14 protein-coding genes are annotated in these 13,265 nt (G+C 77.2%); 3 read left to right on the top strand and 11 right to left on the bottom strand.

Features of this window, described 5'->3' with window-relative positions:
- Window positions 1-16: 16 nt before the first annotated feature.
- From hemC to ACI79F_RS13770, 5 genes are all read right to left on the bottom strand, one after another.
- Window positions 17-958 carry a hydroxymethylbilane synthase gene (gene hemC / locus ACI79F_RS13790; protein WP_456544779.1) on the bottom strand — a complete coding sequence of 314 codons (942 nt, stop codon included), beginning with the start codon at window positions 956-958 and terminating at the stop codon, window positions 17-19.
- Complete coding sequence (locus ACI79F_RS13785) at window positions 955-2,319, bottom strand: glutamyl-tRNA reductase (RefSeq protein WP_456544778.1); 1,365 nt, start codon at window positions 2,317-2,319, stop codon at window positions 955-957. Before ACI79F_RS13785 ends, hemC begins: the two co-directional genes overlap by 4 nt.
- A complete protein-coding gene (locus ACI79F_RS13780) occupies window positions 2,316-3,050 on the bottom strand; it encodes a redox-sensing transcriptional repressor Rex (RefSeq protein WP_456544777.1) in 735 nt (244 codons plus the stop codon). The genes ACI79F_RS13785 and ACI79F_RS13780 overlap by 4 nt, the downstream gene beginning before the upstream one ends.
- Before the next feature lie 159 nt (window positions 3,051-3,209).
- Window positions 3,210-3,458, bottom strand: a complete 249-nt coding sequence (locus ACI79F_RS13775) for a glutaredoxin family protein (protein WP_456544776.1) — start codon at window positions 3,456-3,458, stop codon at window positions 3,210-3,212.
- A complete protein-coding gene (locus ACI79F_RS13770; protein WP_456544775.1) occupies window positions 3,451-5,010 on the bottom strand; it encodes an AMP-binding protein in 1,560 nt (519 codons plus the stop codon). The genes ACI79F_RS13775 and ACI79F_RS13770 overlap by 8 nt, the downstream gene beginning before the upstream one ends.
- Window positions 5,011-5,215: 205 nt before the next feature.
- On the opposite strand from ACI79F_RS13770, the gene ACI79F_RS13765 reads away from it, so the two are divergent.
- From ACI79F_RS13765 to ACI79F_RS13755, 3 genes are all read left to right on the top strand, one after another.
- Window positions 5,216-6,079, top strand: coding sequence for a sigma-70 family RNA polymerase sigma factor (locus ACI79F_RS13765; RefSeq protein WP_456544774.1), 864 nt, complete (start codon window positions 5,216-5,218; stop codon window positions 6,077-6,079).
- Window positions 6,080-6,212: 133 nt separating this feature from the next.
- Window positions 6,213-7,388, top strand: coding sequence for a hypothetical protein (locus ACI79F_RS13760; protein ID WP_456544773.1), 1,176 nt, complete (start codon window positions 6,213-6,215; stop codon window positions 7,386-7,388).
- A gap of 93 nt (window positions 7,389-7,481) precedes the next feature.
- Window positions 7,482-8,441 (top strand): HAD family hydrolase, encoded by a 960-nt coding sequence (locus ACI79F_RS13755; protein WP_456544772.1) that lies wholly within the window; start codon window positions 7,482-7,484, stop codon window positions 8,439-8,441.
- A 298-nt stretch (window positions 8,442-8,739) separates the two neighbouring features.
- Here the strand turns inward: ACI79F_RS13755 and ACI79F_RS13750 are convergent, their stop codons facing one another.
- The 6 genes from ACI79F_RS13750 to ACI79F_RS13725 all read right to left on the bottom strand — a co-directional run bounded on the left by ACI79F_RS13750 (window position 8,740) and on the right by ACI79F_RS13725 (window position 13,244).
- A complete protein-coding gene (locus ACI79F_RS13750; RefSeq protein ID WP_456544771.1) occupies window positions 8,740-9,648 on the bottom strand; it encodes a lysophospholipid acyltransferase family protein in 909 nt (302 codons plus the stop codon).
- Window positions 9,641-10,747, bottom strand: coding sequence for an NAD-dependent epimerase/dehydratase family protein (locus tag ACI79F_RS13745; RefSeq protein WP_456544770.1), 1,107 nt, complete (start codon window positions 10,745-10,747; stop codon window positions 9,641-9,643). The genes ACI79F_RS13750 and ACI79F_RS13745 overlap by 8 nt, the downstream gene beginning before the upstream one ends.
- Before the next feature lie 10 nt (window positions 10,748-10,757).
- A complete protein-coding gene (locus ACI79F_RS13740; RefSeq protein ID WP_012854759.1) occupies window positions 10,758-10,856 on the bottom strand; it encodes a 30S ribosomal protein bS22 in 99 nt (32 codons plus the stop codon).
- 267 nt (window positions 10,857-11,123) lie between these two features.
- Window positions 11,124-11,477 (bottom strand): helix-turn-helix domain-containing protein, encoded by a 354-nt coding sequence (locus tag ACI79F_RS13735; protein WP_456544769.1) that lies wholly within the window; start codon window positions 11,475-11,477, stop codon window positions 11,124-11,126.
- A gap of 250 nt (window positions 11,478-11,727) precedes the next feature.
- Window positions 11,728-12,537 carry a pyrroline-5-carboxylate reductase gene (proC, locus tag ACI79F_RS13730; RefSeq protein WP_456544768.1) on the bottom strand — a complete coding sequence of 270 codons (810 nt, stop codon included), beginning with the start codon at window positions 12,535-12,537 and terminating at the stop codon, window positions 11,728-11,730.
- Window positions 12,534-13,244, bottom strand: coding sequence for a hypothetical protein (locus ACI79F_RS13725; protein WP_456544767.1), 711 nt, complete (start codon window positions 13,242-13,244; stop codon window positions 12,534-12,536). Before ACI79F_RS13725 ends, proC begins: the two co-directional genes overlap by 4 nt.
- Window positions 13,245-13,265 lie beyond the last annotated feature (21 nt).

The following is a 13,265-nucleotide window of genomic DNA, read 5'->3' as shown; positions in this document are numbered from 1 at the left end:
GGGAGGGTCGGAGGGGTCACCGGGAGGCGGCCACGAGCTCGGCCGCTCCCCGGTCCAGCAGGTCGGCGGCGAGCTCCCGGCCCAGCCGCTCGGCGTCCTCGGCCGGCCCGGTGACCGAGCCGCGGACGCCGTCGCTGCCGTCCAGGGCCGTCACCGAGGCGCGCAGGAACAGCTCGGGGCCGTCCTCGCCCTCGGCGACCTCGGCGTAGGCGGCCACCGGTGCGCTGCAGCCGGCCTCGAGCGTGGCCAGCGTCGTCCGCTCGGCGAGCACGCAGGCCCGCGTGACGGCGTCGTCGAGGCGGGCGAGCACGGCGAGGGTCGCCTCGTCGTCGGCCCGGCACTCCACGGCCAGCGCCCCCTGCGCCGGCGCGGGCAGCACCTGCAGCGGGTCGAGGGTCTCGGTGACCGCGTCGAGCCGGCCGAGCCGGGTGAGCCCGGCGCGGGCCAGCACGACGGCGTCCAGGTCGCCCGGCGCCACCCGCGCCATGCGGGTGTCGACGTTGCCGCGGATCGGCACGACCTCGAGGCCGAGGCCGAGCGCCCGCAGCTGGGCGACCCGCCGCGGGGCGCCGGTGCCCACGCGGGCGCCGGCGGGCAGCTCGCCGAGGGTCAGGCCGTCGCGGGCGACGAGCGCGTCGCGCGGGTCCTCCCGCGGCGGGACGGCGGCCAGGGCCAGGCCGGGCTCCGGCGCCGTCGGCAGGTCCTTGTAGCTGTGCACGGCGACGTCGACGGCGCCCTCGAGCAGGGCGCGGCGGATCGCCGTCACGAACACGCCGGTGCCCCCGAGCTGGGCGATCGCGGCGGCGGACCGGTCGCCCTCGGTGCTGATGTGCACCAGCTCGACCGGGACGCCGGTGGCCGCGGTGATCGCGTCGGCCACCGTCTGCGACTGGGTGGTCGCCAGCAGGCTGGCGCGGGTGCCGAGCCGGAGGGTGCGCACCGCCGGCACGGCGGTCACGACGCGCCGCCCGAGCGGAGCTCGTCCGGGTCCACGGTGACGGCCTCGGCCAGCCGTGGCCCCTCGGCCGGGACGTCGGCGTCGATGCCCAGGCCGAACAGCGCGCGCAGCGCGTCGGCGTAGTCGACGCCGCCGGGCGTGGCGGCCAGCTCCTTGACCCGCACGGTGGGCTCGTGCAGCAGCTTGTCGACCACCCGCCGCACGGTGCGGGCGATCTCGGCGCGGGCGCGGGCGTCGAGGTCGGGCAGCCGGGTGGACAGCCGCAGCAGCTCGGCGTCGACGACCTCGGCCGCCTGGCTGCGCAGCGCGGAGACGGTGGGCGCGACGGCGGCGGCCTGCCGCTCGGCGCGCAGCAGCGCCACCTCGGCCTCGATCAGCGCGTGCGCGGCGGCGATGTCGTCGGCGGCGACCGCGCCGGCCGGCGACGTCTCGTGCGCGGCGGTCCGCTCGCCCTGCAGCAGCGCGAGGTCGACGACGTGCACGCCCGGCAGCCCGGCGACCGCGGGGTCGACGTCGCGCGGGAGGGCGAGGTCGACGACGGCCAGCGGCCGGTCGGCGCGCCCGCGCATCGCCGCGGCCACCGCCTCGGTGCCGACGACGAGGCCGGAGGCGCCGGTGCAGGTCAGCAGCAGGTCGGCGGCGCCGATGGCGCCCGGCAGGTCGGCCATCTCCGCGGTGCCGCCGTCGACGGCGGCGGCCAGCCGGGCGGCCGACTCCGGGGTGCGGCTGGCGACGGTGACCAGCGCGCCGCGCCGGGAGAGGGTGGTCGCGGCCAAGGCGCCCATCGAGCCGGCGCCGACGACGAGCACCGGCCGGCCGGCGAGCGGGCCGATCCGCTGCTCGGCGTGGTCCAGCGACACCGACACCAGCGAGGCGCCGGCGCGGTCGATGCCGGTCTCCGAGTGCACCCGCTTGCCGACCCGCAGGGCGTGCTGGGCGACCGGGTGCAGCGCCCGGCCGACCGTGCCGTGCTCGCGGGCCAGCGCGTAGGCGTTGCGGAGCTGGCCGAGCACCTGGGTCTCGCCGACGACCATGGAGTCCAGGCCGGCGGAGACGGTGAACAGGTGGGCGACGGCCTGGTCCTCGTAGTGGACCGTGACGTAGGGCGAGAGCGCCTCGACCGAGGCGCCGGCCTGGCGGGCGAGCACCCGGCTGACCTCGGTCACACCGCCGTGGAAGCGGTCGACCTCGGCGAACACCTCGACCCGGTTGCAGGTGGCCAGGACGATGGCCTCGCTGACGTGGTCGCTGCCGACCAGCTCGTGCAGCGCCTTGACGGTCTCGTCGGCGCCCATCGCGAACTGCTCGAGCAGGCTGACCGGCGCCGTCTGGTGGCTGATCCCGACGGCCAGGAGGCTCATGACATCCCCCCGAGCGCCGGGACCGGCGCCTGCCGGGCGTCGCGGTCGGTGTCGAGGAACGCGAGCACCTGCAGCTCGACGGAGAGGTCGACCTGGCGGACGTCGACGCCCGCGGGCGCGGCCAGCGTCACCGGCGCGAAGTTCAAGATGCTCCTCACCCCGGCCGCGCTGAGCCGGTCGCAGACCGACTGCGCCACCTCGGCCGGTGTCGCGATGACCCCGATCGTCGCGCCGCTCGCGGCGACCACCTCGTCCAGCTCGGTCACCGGGCGCACGGGGCGACCGCCGATGACCTGCCCGATCCGCTCGGGGGAGCTGTCGAACAGCCCGACGAACTCGAACCCGCGGCTGCCGAAGCCGGCGTAGTCGGCCAGGGCGGAGCCGAGGTTGCCCAGCCCGACGAGCACGCAGGCCCGCGAGCGCTCGACGCCCAGCACGCGGGCGATCCGGTCCCGCAGGCCGGGGACGTCGTACCCGACGCCGCGCACGCCGCACGGCCCGAGGTGGGAGAGGTCCTTGCGCAGGCCGGCGGGGTTCACCCCGGCGGCGCGCGCCAGCTCACCCGAGGAGACGCTGCCCCGGCCGCTGTCGGCGAGCCCGGTGAGCACCCGGAGGTACACGGCCAGGCGGGCCACGGTGGCCTCCGGGATCCGGGGCCTCGACGGGTTCACGGGGGACGTCTCCACAGCGGGCGCGCCGTCCGCCCGGCGGCTGCCGGGGAGCGACGACATCGGGGACCGGACGCAGACGCCGTCCGGCGATGCCCACGTTAACCGCTTGTGAACGCAGGAACAAAGTCGCTGCCGGGGTCAGGGGCCCTCGTGCAGCGCAGATGCCGGTCCCTGTGGTGAGGACCATACCGGCACCGGCCGGACGCCACCCGTTCGGGGTCAGCCGGGCCCGAGGCCGAGGTCGCGCCGCAGCCGGGGGACGTCGACGGTGAAGTAGGAGTGCTCGCGGCCGTCGAGCAGCACCACCGGCACCCGGTCGCCGTACTCGGCCTGCAGGTCGGGGTCGGCGTCGACGTCCACCGGGGTGACGGCGAGCCCGGCCTCCGCCGCGACCGGGGCGAGGACACCGGCCGCCGTCTCGCAGAGGTGGCAGCCGGCCCGGGTCACCAGCTGCAGCCGCTCAGCCATCGCCGCCCGCCCCCACCCGGGCCGGCTGCTGGGCCGCCTCGTCGGCGCGGGTGAGCCCGAGCTCGCGCAGCCGGGCGCGGCTCACCTTGCCGGTGAGCGAGTGCGGCAGCGCGCCCAGGAAGTGCACCGACGTCGGCACCTTGTAGCGGGCCAGCGACGCCGCCGCGTGCTCCTGCAGCTGTTCCAGGGTGGCGCTCGCGCCCGGGACCAGGACGACGACGGCGCGCACCGCCTGCCCGGTGCGCGCGTCCGGCACCCCGATGACGGCGCTCTCCCGGACCGCGGGGTGCGCGTCCAGCACCCGCTCCACCTCGGCCGGGTAGACGTTGAAGCCGCTGACCAGGATGAGGTCGCTGCGCCGGTCGACCAGGTGCAGGTCGCCGTCGTCGTCGCGGTAGGCCAGGTCGCCGGTGGCCAGCCAGCCGTCGGCGTCCGGGCCGTCGGCGCCGTCGGGCCAGTAGCCGGAGAAGAGGTTGTCCCCGCGCACCCAGATCTCGCCGGGGCCCTCGTCGGCGACCTCCTCGGCCCCGGCCTCGAGGTCGCCCCCGTGGGTGGCGGTGTCGCGCAGCTGCAGGTCGACGCCCGGGATGGGACCGCCGATGCAGGCCGGCTTGGCGCGTCCGGTGGCCAGCGTGCTGGCGACGACGGGGCAGGCCTCGGTCAGCCCGTAGCCCTCGTGCACGGTGACCGCGGCGCGCTCGCGCATCGCCGTCCAGGTCTCGGCGGGCAGCGGCGCCGCCCCCGAGGAGGCGATCCGCACGGCGGCGAAGGCGCGGCGCAGGTCGGCGTCGCTGCCGGCGGCGTCGGCCGCGGCCAGCCACGCCTGGTACATCGGCGGCGCGCCCGGGACGGCGGTGACCTGCTCGGCGGCCATCAGCGCCAGGGCGGCGCGCGGGTCGAACGCCTCCATGAGCACCGCGCAGGCGCCGGTCGCCGCCACCAGCCCGAAGCCGGCGTTCAGGCCGTAGACGTGGAACAGCGGCAGGACCAGCAGGACGCGGTCGTCCGGGCGGACCGGCGGCGGCTCCATGGCCAGGCACTGCTCCTGGTTGGCGCGCAGCGCGGCCGTGCTGAGCATGGCGCCGCGGGGCCGGCCGGTCGTGCCGCTGGTGTAGGCCAGGAACGCGGGCGCGGCGGGGTCGGGCGCGACGTCGGGCGGCGGGCCGTCGTCCTCCGGCGGCCCGGGGCAGACGGGGACGCCGGCGAGCTCCGCCCGGTCCTCCCCCGCCACCAGCAGGGCGGCCCGGGCGTCGGTGAGGACGTGCTCGAGCTCGGGGTCGGTGTAGGCGGTGTTGACCGGGACGACGACCAGACCCGCCCGCAGGGCCCCGAGCGTGGCGCGCAGCCAGGCCACGCCGTTGGGCAGCTGGACCGCCACCCGCTCCCCCGGCGCCAGCCCGCGCGCGGCGTAGCCGGCGGCGGCGCGGTCGACCAGCGCGTCGAGCTCCGCCCAGGTGAGCCGGGTCTCCCCGGCGACCACCGCGGGCGCGTCGGGCCGGTCCCGGGCCGCGGCGCGGACCAGCGCGGCGAGCGAGGGCGGGGCTCCGGACACTCGACATCTCCTCCGGGTCGCGCGGCGGCTCCACCCGTGGGAGGGACACCCGGAGAGGGGCGACACCCGGGGTGGCGTGGACGGGCCCTGGCGATGTTGTCACCATGTGACCAGCACCGCAGCACGCACACGCCCTCCGGGGCCGCGCGCGCATGCGAACGACCGGTCCCGGGTAGTGCGGGCCGCCGAGGAGGTCGACGCCCGCATGGCCCAGTCGCGCCCCGTGGACGAGCGGGCCGCCGCCGTCCCCGAGGGGCCTCCCGGGCCGACCCCCGCCCCGCGCAGGCCCAGCCCGCGCCCCCGCCCGACGCCGCACCCCCGCGTCCCGGCCGACACGGCGGCGCCGGCGCGCCCGCCGAACGTGGTCGCCGACGTCGCCCCGGCGCCGGTTCCCGGGGCCGCGCCGGAGCCCGTGGAGAGCCGGCCCGCCGACGACCTGGCCCTGGCCCCGGAGGCGGACCCGGAGGACGCCGCGCTGGTCGCCGAGGTGGCCGCGCTGGCCGAGACCCTGCCCGACGACCGGGGTGTCGACGTGTGGGGCCTGGTGCACCGCGCCCAGCAGGGCGACGCCGAGGCGTTCGGCCGGCTCTACGACCACTACGTGACGATGGTGTACCGGTACCTCTACCACCGGGTCGGGGACCGGACGCTGGCCGAGGACTTCACCAGCGAGACGTTCGTGCGCGCGCTGCGCCGGATCGACTCGCTCTCCTTCCAGGGCCGGGACGTCGGCGCCTGGCTGGTCACCATCGCCCGCAACATCGTGCGCGACCACGTGAAGAGCAGCCGGTACCGGCTCGAGGTGGCCACGGCCGACATGCGCGACGCCGACCGGGCCACCGAGGGCCCGGAGGACTCGGTGGTCTCCCGGCTGACCCACGAGCAGCTGCTGGCCTGCGTGCGGCAGCTGAACAGCGAGCAGCAGGAGTGCATCTCGCTGCGCTTCCTGCAGGGCCTGTCGGTCGCCGAGACCGCGGCGGTCATGGGCAAGAAGGACGGCGCCATCAAGGCGCTCCAGCACCGCGCGGTGCGGCGGCTGGCCGGCCTGCTGCCGGAGGGCCTCCGGTGACCCGCCCGGCACGCCGCAGGAATTCTGTTGTTACCCGCCAGTACCCCGTAACACCCACCGCGGGACCGTCGTTGGCCGTCCGGATGCCGGTCCCCTCGGGCCGGACCCGCCCACGACCGACCGGAGGACCGCGATGACGACGGAGGACGGCGACGCGCCCGCGCGCACCCGCCGCGCCGGCGTCCGCGACCGGGAGGAGGCGGTCGTCGCCCGCCTGGAGATGCTGGCGACCGCCCTGGACGACGAGCCGGCGCCGGAGTTCCGCGCGGCCACCCGCGACCGGCTGGTCGCCATGGCCGCCGTGCGCACCCCCGAGGCGCCGCGGCCCGGGCTCGCGCGGCGGCTGCTCGGCGTCCGCGCCGCCGACGGCCCGCCCCCGCGCTGGCGCACCCGCCTCACCGCCGGCCTCGCCGGGGCGGCGCTGGCCGTGAGCGCGCTCGGCACGCTGGTCGCGCTCTCCGCCGACGCCCAGCCCGGCGACCTGCTCTACGACCTCAAGCGCGGCACCGAGCGGACCCAGCTGGCGCTGGCCGGCGACGACCGCGGGCTGACCCTGCTCGAGTTCGCCAGCACCCGGCTCGACGAGCTCGCCGCGGCCCAGGACGACCCGGACCTCGTCGTCTCGACGCTGGCGGCGATGGACGCGCAGACCACCGAGGGCGCCGCCCTCCTCGTCGGGTCGGCCGTGGAGTCCGGGCAGGCGGACCCGGTCGACCGGCTGGCCGACTGGAGCGAGGAGCAGGCGGCCGAGCTCGCCGCGATCCGCCCCGAGCTGCCGACCGCGACCGCGGGGGCGGCGCAGGCGTCGCTGGACCTGCTCGGGGCCGTGCAGGCCCGCGTCGCGGCGGTGCAGGCCGCGCTCGAGTGCGCGCCCGTCCCGGCGACCGAGGGCAGCGACGACCTGGGGCCGGTGCCGGGGATCTGCGCCGGCGCGCCCGCCGTCCCGTCGCCGCCCGCCGGTGGGGCGCCGGCGACCGACCCCGACACCCCGACCAGCGACCAGGGCGCACCGCCGGCGACACCGCCGACGCCCGCGGCACCCCAGCCCGGCGGCGGCACCGCCGGCGATCCCGGCACCGGGGCGGGCTCGGGCTCGGGGTCCGGGTCGAGCCCGGGCGGCGGCTCCGGCGGGGCCTCGCCGTCCCCCGGCGCGGGGCCCGCGCTGCCGACGCTCCCCCTGCCCGCCCCGGGCGGCGGGCTGCCGACCCCGTCCGCGCCCGGCCAGCCGGGCGCCGGGACGGCGACGCCCGCACCGCCCCCGCTGATCGACACCCCGCTGCCGATCTGCGTGTACCCCGTCATCTGCTGACCGGCCGGACGGGGGGTCCGTCAGCGCCGGTTAGGGTCGCTGCCGGGTGGCGCGCCGCATCCCGCGGCGGTCCTGGGCCCGAGGAGGTCGCCTGTGCCGGTCCTGCCCTTCCGCGGTCGCCGGGGTACGGAGGACCCGGGGCTCGGCGAGGAGACGCGGGCGTCGGTCGCCGGCGCCGCCTCGGCCGCCGCCGCGGAGGTGGAGCCGCCGCCGGCCGTCGTCCCGGACCCGACCGCCGCCGCCTTCTTCGACGTGGACAACACGATGATGATGGGCGCGTCGCTGTTCTGGTTCGCCCGCGGGCTGGCCGCGCGCAAGTACTTCACCGCCCGCGACCTCGCCCGGTTCGCCTGGCAGCAGGCCAAGTTCCGGATGGCCGGCAACGAGAGCGCCGACGACATGCACACCATCCGGGAGAACGCGCTCGCGTTCGTGGCCGGCCGCCAGGTCAGCGAGATCGTCGAGGCCGGCGAGGAGATCTACGACGAGCTGATGGCCGACCGGATCTGGGCCGGCACCCGGGTCCTGGCGCAGAAGCACCTGGACGCCGGCCAGCGCGTCTGGCTGGTCACCGCGACCCCCGTCGAGCTGGCCCGGATCATCGCCCACCGGCTGGGCCTGACCGGCGCGCTGGGGACGGTCGCCGAGGTCCGCGACGGCCAGTACACCGGGCGGCTGGTCGGCGAGCTCATGCACGGCGAGGCCAAGGCGGAGGCGGTGCGCGCGCTGGCCGAGCGGGAGGGGCTGGACCTGTCGCGGTGCACGGCCTACAGCGACTCCTCGAACGACCTGCCGATGCTGACGCTCACCGGGACCGCGGTCGCGGTGAACCCGGACACCGAGCTGCGGGCGGTGGCCCGCTCGCGCGGCTGGCAGGTCCGCGACTTCCGCACCGGTCGCAAGGCGGCGCGGATCGGCATCCCGACGGTGGCCGCCGCCGCGCTGTCCGGCGGGGTGGTGGGCGGCGCGCTGGCCATCCGCCGCCGCAAGCAGCCCGCCGTCCCGGTTCCCCTGCCCCCGGCCCCGCGCCGCCTGCTGCAGCGCGTCTTCTGAGGGCAGGCGCGCACTCCTGCTCGCGCGCGTGTGTGCACGTGTCCACGTCAGCCGGCCGCGGGGACGTGGACACCGGCACAACGGCGCCGCCCCGGCGCCCGACGTCCACCGTTGGCCGCCCGGCGGCCACCCGCCCGGCCGAACCGGCCGGCTCGGGGACGACGCTCCCGTGGGCCTCACCCGGGCGCGGCACCCCCGCGCGTGTGTGCACGTGTCCACGTCAGCCGGCCGCGGAGACGTGGACACCGGCACAACGGCGCCGCCCCGCCGCGGCGGGGACGACGCCCGGCGCCTCGCCTCAGCCGAAGACGGACGGGCGCTTGAGCAGCAGCTGGTAGAGCGACTGCTGGATGGTCTCGCGCACCTGGTCGGTCAGGTTGAACACCAGCATCGGGTCCTCGGCGGCCGCCGGACCGTAGGACGCGGTCTCGATCGGCTCACCGAACGCGATCAGCCACTTCGACGGCAGCGGCACGAGCCCGAGCGGGCCGAGCAGCGGGAACGTCGGGGTGATCGGCAGGTAGGGCAGGCCGAACAGCCGCGCCAGGGTCTTGGCGTTGCCGACCATCGGGTAGATCTCCTCGGCCCCGACGATCGCGCACGGGATGATCGGCACCCCCGCCCGCAGGGCCGCGGTGACGAAACCGCCCCGGCCGAACCGCTGCAGCGTGTACCGGTCCCGGAAGGGCTTGCCGATCCCCTTGAAGCCCTCGGGGAAGACGCCGACCAGCTCGCCGCCGGTGAGCAGGCGTTCGGCGTCCTCGCTGCAGGCCAGCGTGGTGCCGAACTTGCGGGCCATCGCGCCGATGAAGGGCAGCTCGAAGACGAGGTCCGCGCCGAGCAGCCGGAACCGCCGCCGGGCGGGGTGGTCGTCGTGCAGGGCGACCGTGGTCATCAGCGCGTCGACCGGCAGGGTGCCGGAGTGGTTGGCCACGACGAGCGCGCCGCCGGTGTCCGGGACGTTCTCCACGCCGTGCGTCTCGACCCGGAACCAGCGGTTGAACAGCGGCCGCAGCGCCGGCAGCAGCACGTGGTCGGTGAGGTCGGGGTCGAAGCCGAACTCATCGGTCGCGTACTCCCCGCCCAGCCGGCGGCGCAGGAACTCCAGGACGTCGGTGAGCTGCTCGTCCCAGCTCTGCGGCGACGCCGGGGGGACGTGCGGCTCGTCGTCGTCGGGCCGCAGCGGGATCACGCGCGCCTCAGGCATCGCGCACCGCCCGCAGCCCGGGCGCCGGCGGCGCCGGCCGCAGCCGGTCCCCCACCGAGGCGGCGGTGTGCCCGACCCGGCCGATCAGCCGCTCGGCGCGGCCGGTGATCCCCGCGACGAGCTCCGGTGAGACCACCGGCGGCACGGTCCGGGCGTAGTCGGCCAGCGCCTCCTCGGTGGTGTACCGCGGGGTGTAGCCGAACTGGTCGCGCAGCACCGTGGTGTCCACGACGCGGCCGAAGTTGAGGAAGCGCATCTGTTCCGGCGAGTAGTCGATGAAGCCGAACCGGCGGGTGAGCCGGCCCAGCGAGCCCAGCGTCGGCGAGGGCAGCGGCACCTGCACCCGGCCGAGCCGGCGGATCACCTGGGACAGCAGCAGGGTGCCCTCGCCGCCGACGTTCACCGTGCCGGCGAAGTCGCCGGTCGTGGCGCGGGTCAGCACCGCCAGGGCGTCGTCCTCGTGCAGCAGCTGCACGCGGGCGTCGTAGCCCAGCGCGGTGGGGACGACGGGCATCCGCAGGAACCCGGTGAGCAGGGAGTCGATCCGGGGCCCGATGAAGTTGGTGAACCGCAGCGCCGCGACGCCGACGTCGGGCCGGCGGCGGGCGAACGAGCGCACGTAGCCCTCGATGTCGAGGCTGTCGCGGGCGAAGCCACCGGACGGGACCCGGCGGGCCTGCATCTTCTCGGTGAAGACGGCGGGGTCGCGTGGCGAGGCGCCGTACACGGCGGTGGTCGACTTGAGCACCAGCCGGCGCACCGACGGCGCGCGCTGGCAGGCGGCCAGCAGCTGCATGGTGCCGATGACGTTGAGTTCCTTCATCGGCCCGCGCCCCCCGGACCCGGCCGGGGTGGAGCTGATGTTCATGTGCACGACGGTGTCGACACCGGCCGTGGCGATGACCTTGCCGATCAGCGGGTTGCGGATGTCGGCCCGCACGAACTCGGTGCGGCCGAGCCGGCGCAGCATCTCGGCGGACGGGGGGACGGTGTCCACCCCGATCACCCGCCCGATGGCGGGGTCGTGGGCGAGCTCGGCCGCCAGCGCGCCACCGAGCCACCGGCTCACACCGGTGACCAGGACGACCGCGGGCGGCACGAGCGTCAGCTCACTTCTTGTTACGACGCTGGACGCGCGTCTTCTTCAGGAGCTTGCGGTGCTTCTTCTTCGCCATCCGCTTGCGGCGCTTCTTGATGACCGAACCCATGGTCTGTGCTCCTGGTCTGCTGGCGCGGGCTCCGACCGTGGTCGCGGGCCCCGCGCGGGGGTGATCAGCTCGTGCGCGGCCGTGCTGGGGCGGATGCCCCGGGCCGCATCGAGCCGAGAGTACCCGGCACCCCCGCGGCGGCGTTGCCGCGGGAGCCGGAGACACCCCGTTCGAGAGGTGGGGCGATTGACCGACCGCCACACCCCGGCCCTGCTGCAGGGCCCCGCGCCGCGCGGAGCGTGGCGTGGGGGGCAGCAGGGTCCTTCGTCAGGCGATGTCGGTGTAGGCGTCGCGCAGGTAGTCCTGCACGGCGCGCTCGGGCACGCGGAAGGAGCGGCCGACGCGGACGGCGGAGAGCTCGCCGGCGTGGACGAGGCGGTACACGGTCATCTTCGAGACGCGCATCATGCTGGCGACCTCGGCGACGGTCAGGAACGTGACCGAGGCGCGCGGGGCCGGGACCGGCGGGCGGCCGACGGGCATGGCAGCCGGGTGCTGCGGGCCGACCGGGCGGGCCATCGTGGCGGCCGAGACGGGCCGGCCGACGGGCCGCGGCGCGGGCACACCGGGGCGGGTGTACTGGGCGTGCTGCTGGGCGGCGTGGCGCTGGGGCATGGTCATGTTGTCGTCTCCGGACTAGCACGAGTCGGGTGCCGGCTTCCCCACCGGCTACGGGACACGCACGTGCTGATACAGAGAGTAGGGGGACCCGCGTGACTGATGCGACGTATGAAACGGACATGCGGACCGGTCCGTCCTCGGCAGAACTACACCTATGTAGCCCTGTCGACATGTGCCCGGGCGAGTCGCCGGTGACCGGCCGGGACACGCGGCCGCGACGTCCCCGCCGCGTCCCCGCCGGCCGATAGCCTCAGCGGTTCGGCGTCCCCAGCTCCACCGACCGGGCGTGCGCGGCCTCGACCGCGGCGATGAGCGCGGCGCGGACGCCGTGCCGCTCCAGCTCGCGGATCGCGGCGATCGTCGTCCCGCCGGGGCTGGTGACCGCCTCCCGCAGCTGCACCGGGTGCTCCCCGGAGTCGCGCATCATCACCGCCGAGCCCAGCGCGGTCTGGACGACGAGGTCGGCGGCCAGCGCCCGCGGCAGGCCGAGCAGGATGCCGGACTCGATGAGCGCCTCGACGACGAAGAAGAAGTAGGCGGGCCCGCTGCCCGACAGCGCCGTCACGGCGTCCTGCTGGGCCTCGGGCACCCGGTGCACCCGGCCGACCGTGGCCAGCAGCTCCTGCGCCTCGTCCAGGTGCTCGTCCGCGGCGTGCGCGCCGGCCGAGAGCACGCTCATCCCCTCGTCCACCAGGGCCGGGGTGTTGGGCATGACCCGCACGACCGGGACGCCGGCGGGCAGGGCGGCCTCGATCCGGGCCGTCTTGACACCGGCGGCCACCGAGACCACCAGGTGCCCGTCGTCGACCGAGCCGGCGATCGCGGCCAGCAGGGCGTCGACGTCCTGCGGCTTGACCGCCAGCACCAGCACCCGCGCGGCCGCGGCCGCCTCGGCGAGGCCGAGCACGCGCACGCCGTACCGGGCGGTGAGCTCGGCGGCCCGCTCCTCGCTGCGCTCGCAGACGACGATGCCCTCGGGCCCGCGGCGCCGGACCAGGCCGGCCAGCAGCGCCTCACCCATCTTGCCGCCGCCGACGACGGCGACCCCCGACCGACTCACCGCCGCACCCCCGCGACGCCGTACCCCGCGAGGTCCACGGCCAGGGCGACCCGCACCGTGTGGCCCCCGGCCCGCAGCCGGCGCTGCTCCTGCACCTGCACTCCCTGCGTCATCACGTACTCCCAGGTCTCCGGTTCCCGCTGGTTCCACGCCGCCCGCTCGCCGGCGATCGCCAGCAGCCGCCGGTCCCCGGTGCCGACGCCGGGGTGCCCGCCGCCGGCCATGAGGACGTTGAGGCAGCGCACGAAGGCCAGGTCGGCGCCGCGGCCGCGGCCCCCGACCAGCCGCACCCGGCCGGCGGCCAGCGCCCGGCAGGCCTCCTCGGCGCCCTCCGCGGCGGCCGGCACCACCGCCCCGGCCCCCGGCGCGCGGGCCGCCAGCGCCCGCACCCGCGCCGGCGGCCCGGCGAGGTCGGCGCCCAGCCCGGCGTCGAGCACCCGCTCCACCAGGGCGGCGGCCGCGTCGTCGGTCAGCCGGCCGAGGGGCACGGACACCCGGCAGTGCCCGGCCAGCCCGGTGGCCGCGGCGGCGTGCGCGAGGGCGGCGAGCCCGGCCTCCGGGTCGTCGCCCGGGACCGGGTCCAGGGCCACGGGGGACCCGTCGGCGACCAGGTCGGCGGCGCCGCGCAGGACCTCTGCCGGGCGCCGGACGCCGCCGCCGGCACCGGGCAGGTACCGCCGCAGCAGGCCGGGCAGGGAGGCGCGCACGGCACGAACGCTAGTGGTGAC

The sequence above is a fragment of the Blastococcus sp. SYSU D00868 genome, from assembly GCF_054050575.1.
The sequence above is the reverse complement of the archived record's forward strand: the minus strand, read 5'-3'. Positions and strand labels throughout refer to the sequence as shown.

Excerpts from the sequence above, each read along its gene's own strand:
- ACI79F_RS13785 (WP_456544778.1), bottom strand. The coding sequence starts at position 2,319 with ATGAGCCTCCTGGCCGTCGGGATCAGCCACCAGACGGCGCCGGTCAGC.
- ACI79F_RS13780 (WP_456544777.1), bottom strand. The coding sequence starts at position 3,050 with ATGTCGTCGCTCCCCGGCAGCCGCCGGGCGGACGGCGCGCCCGCTGTG.
- ACI79F_RS13775 (WP_456544776.1), bottom strand. The coding sequence starts at position 3,458 with ATGGCTGAGCGGCTGCAGCTGGTGACCCGGGCCGGCTGCCACCTCTGC.
- ACI79F_RS13765 (WP_456544774.1), top strand. The coding sequence starts at position 5,216 with ATGGCCCAGTCGCGCCCCGTGGACGAGCGGGCCGCCGCCGTCCCCGAG.
- ACI79F_RS13760 (WP_456544773.1), top strand. The coding sequence starts at position 6,213 with ATGACGACGGAGGACGGCGACGCGCCCGCGCGCACCCGCCGCGCCGGC.
- ACI79F_RS13750 (WP_456544771.1), bottom strand. The coding sequence starts at position 9,648 with ATGCCTGAGGCGCGCGTGATCCCGCTGCGGCCCGACGACGACGAGCCG.
- ACI79F_RS13740 (WP_012854759.1), bottom strand. The coding sequence starts at position 10,856 with ATGGGTTCGGTCATCAAGAAGCGCCGCAAGCGGATGGCGAAGAAGAAG.
- ACI79F_RS13735 (WP_456544769.1), bottom strand. The coding sequence starts at position 11,477 with ATGACCATGCCCCAGCGCCACGCCGCCCAGCAGCACGCCCAGTACACC.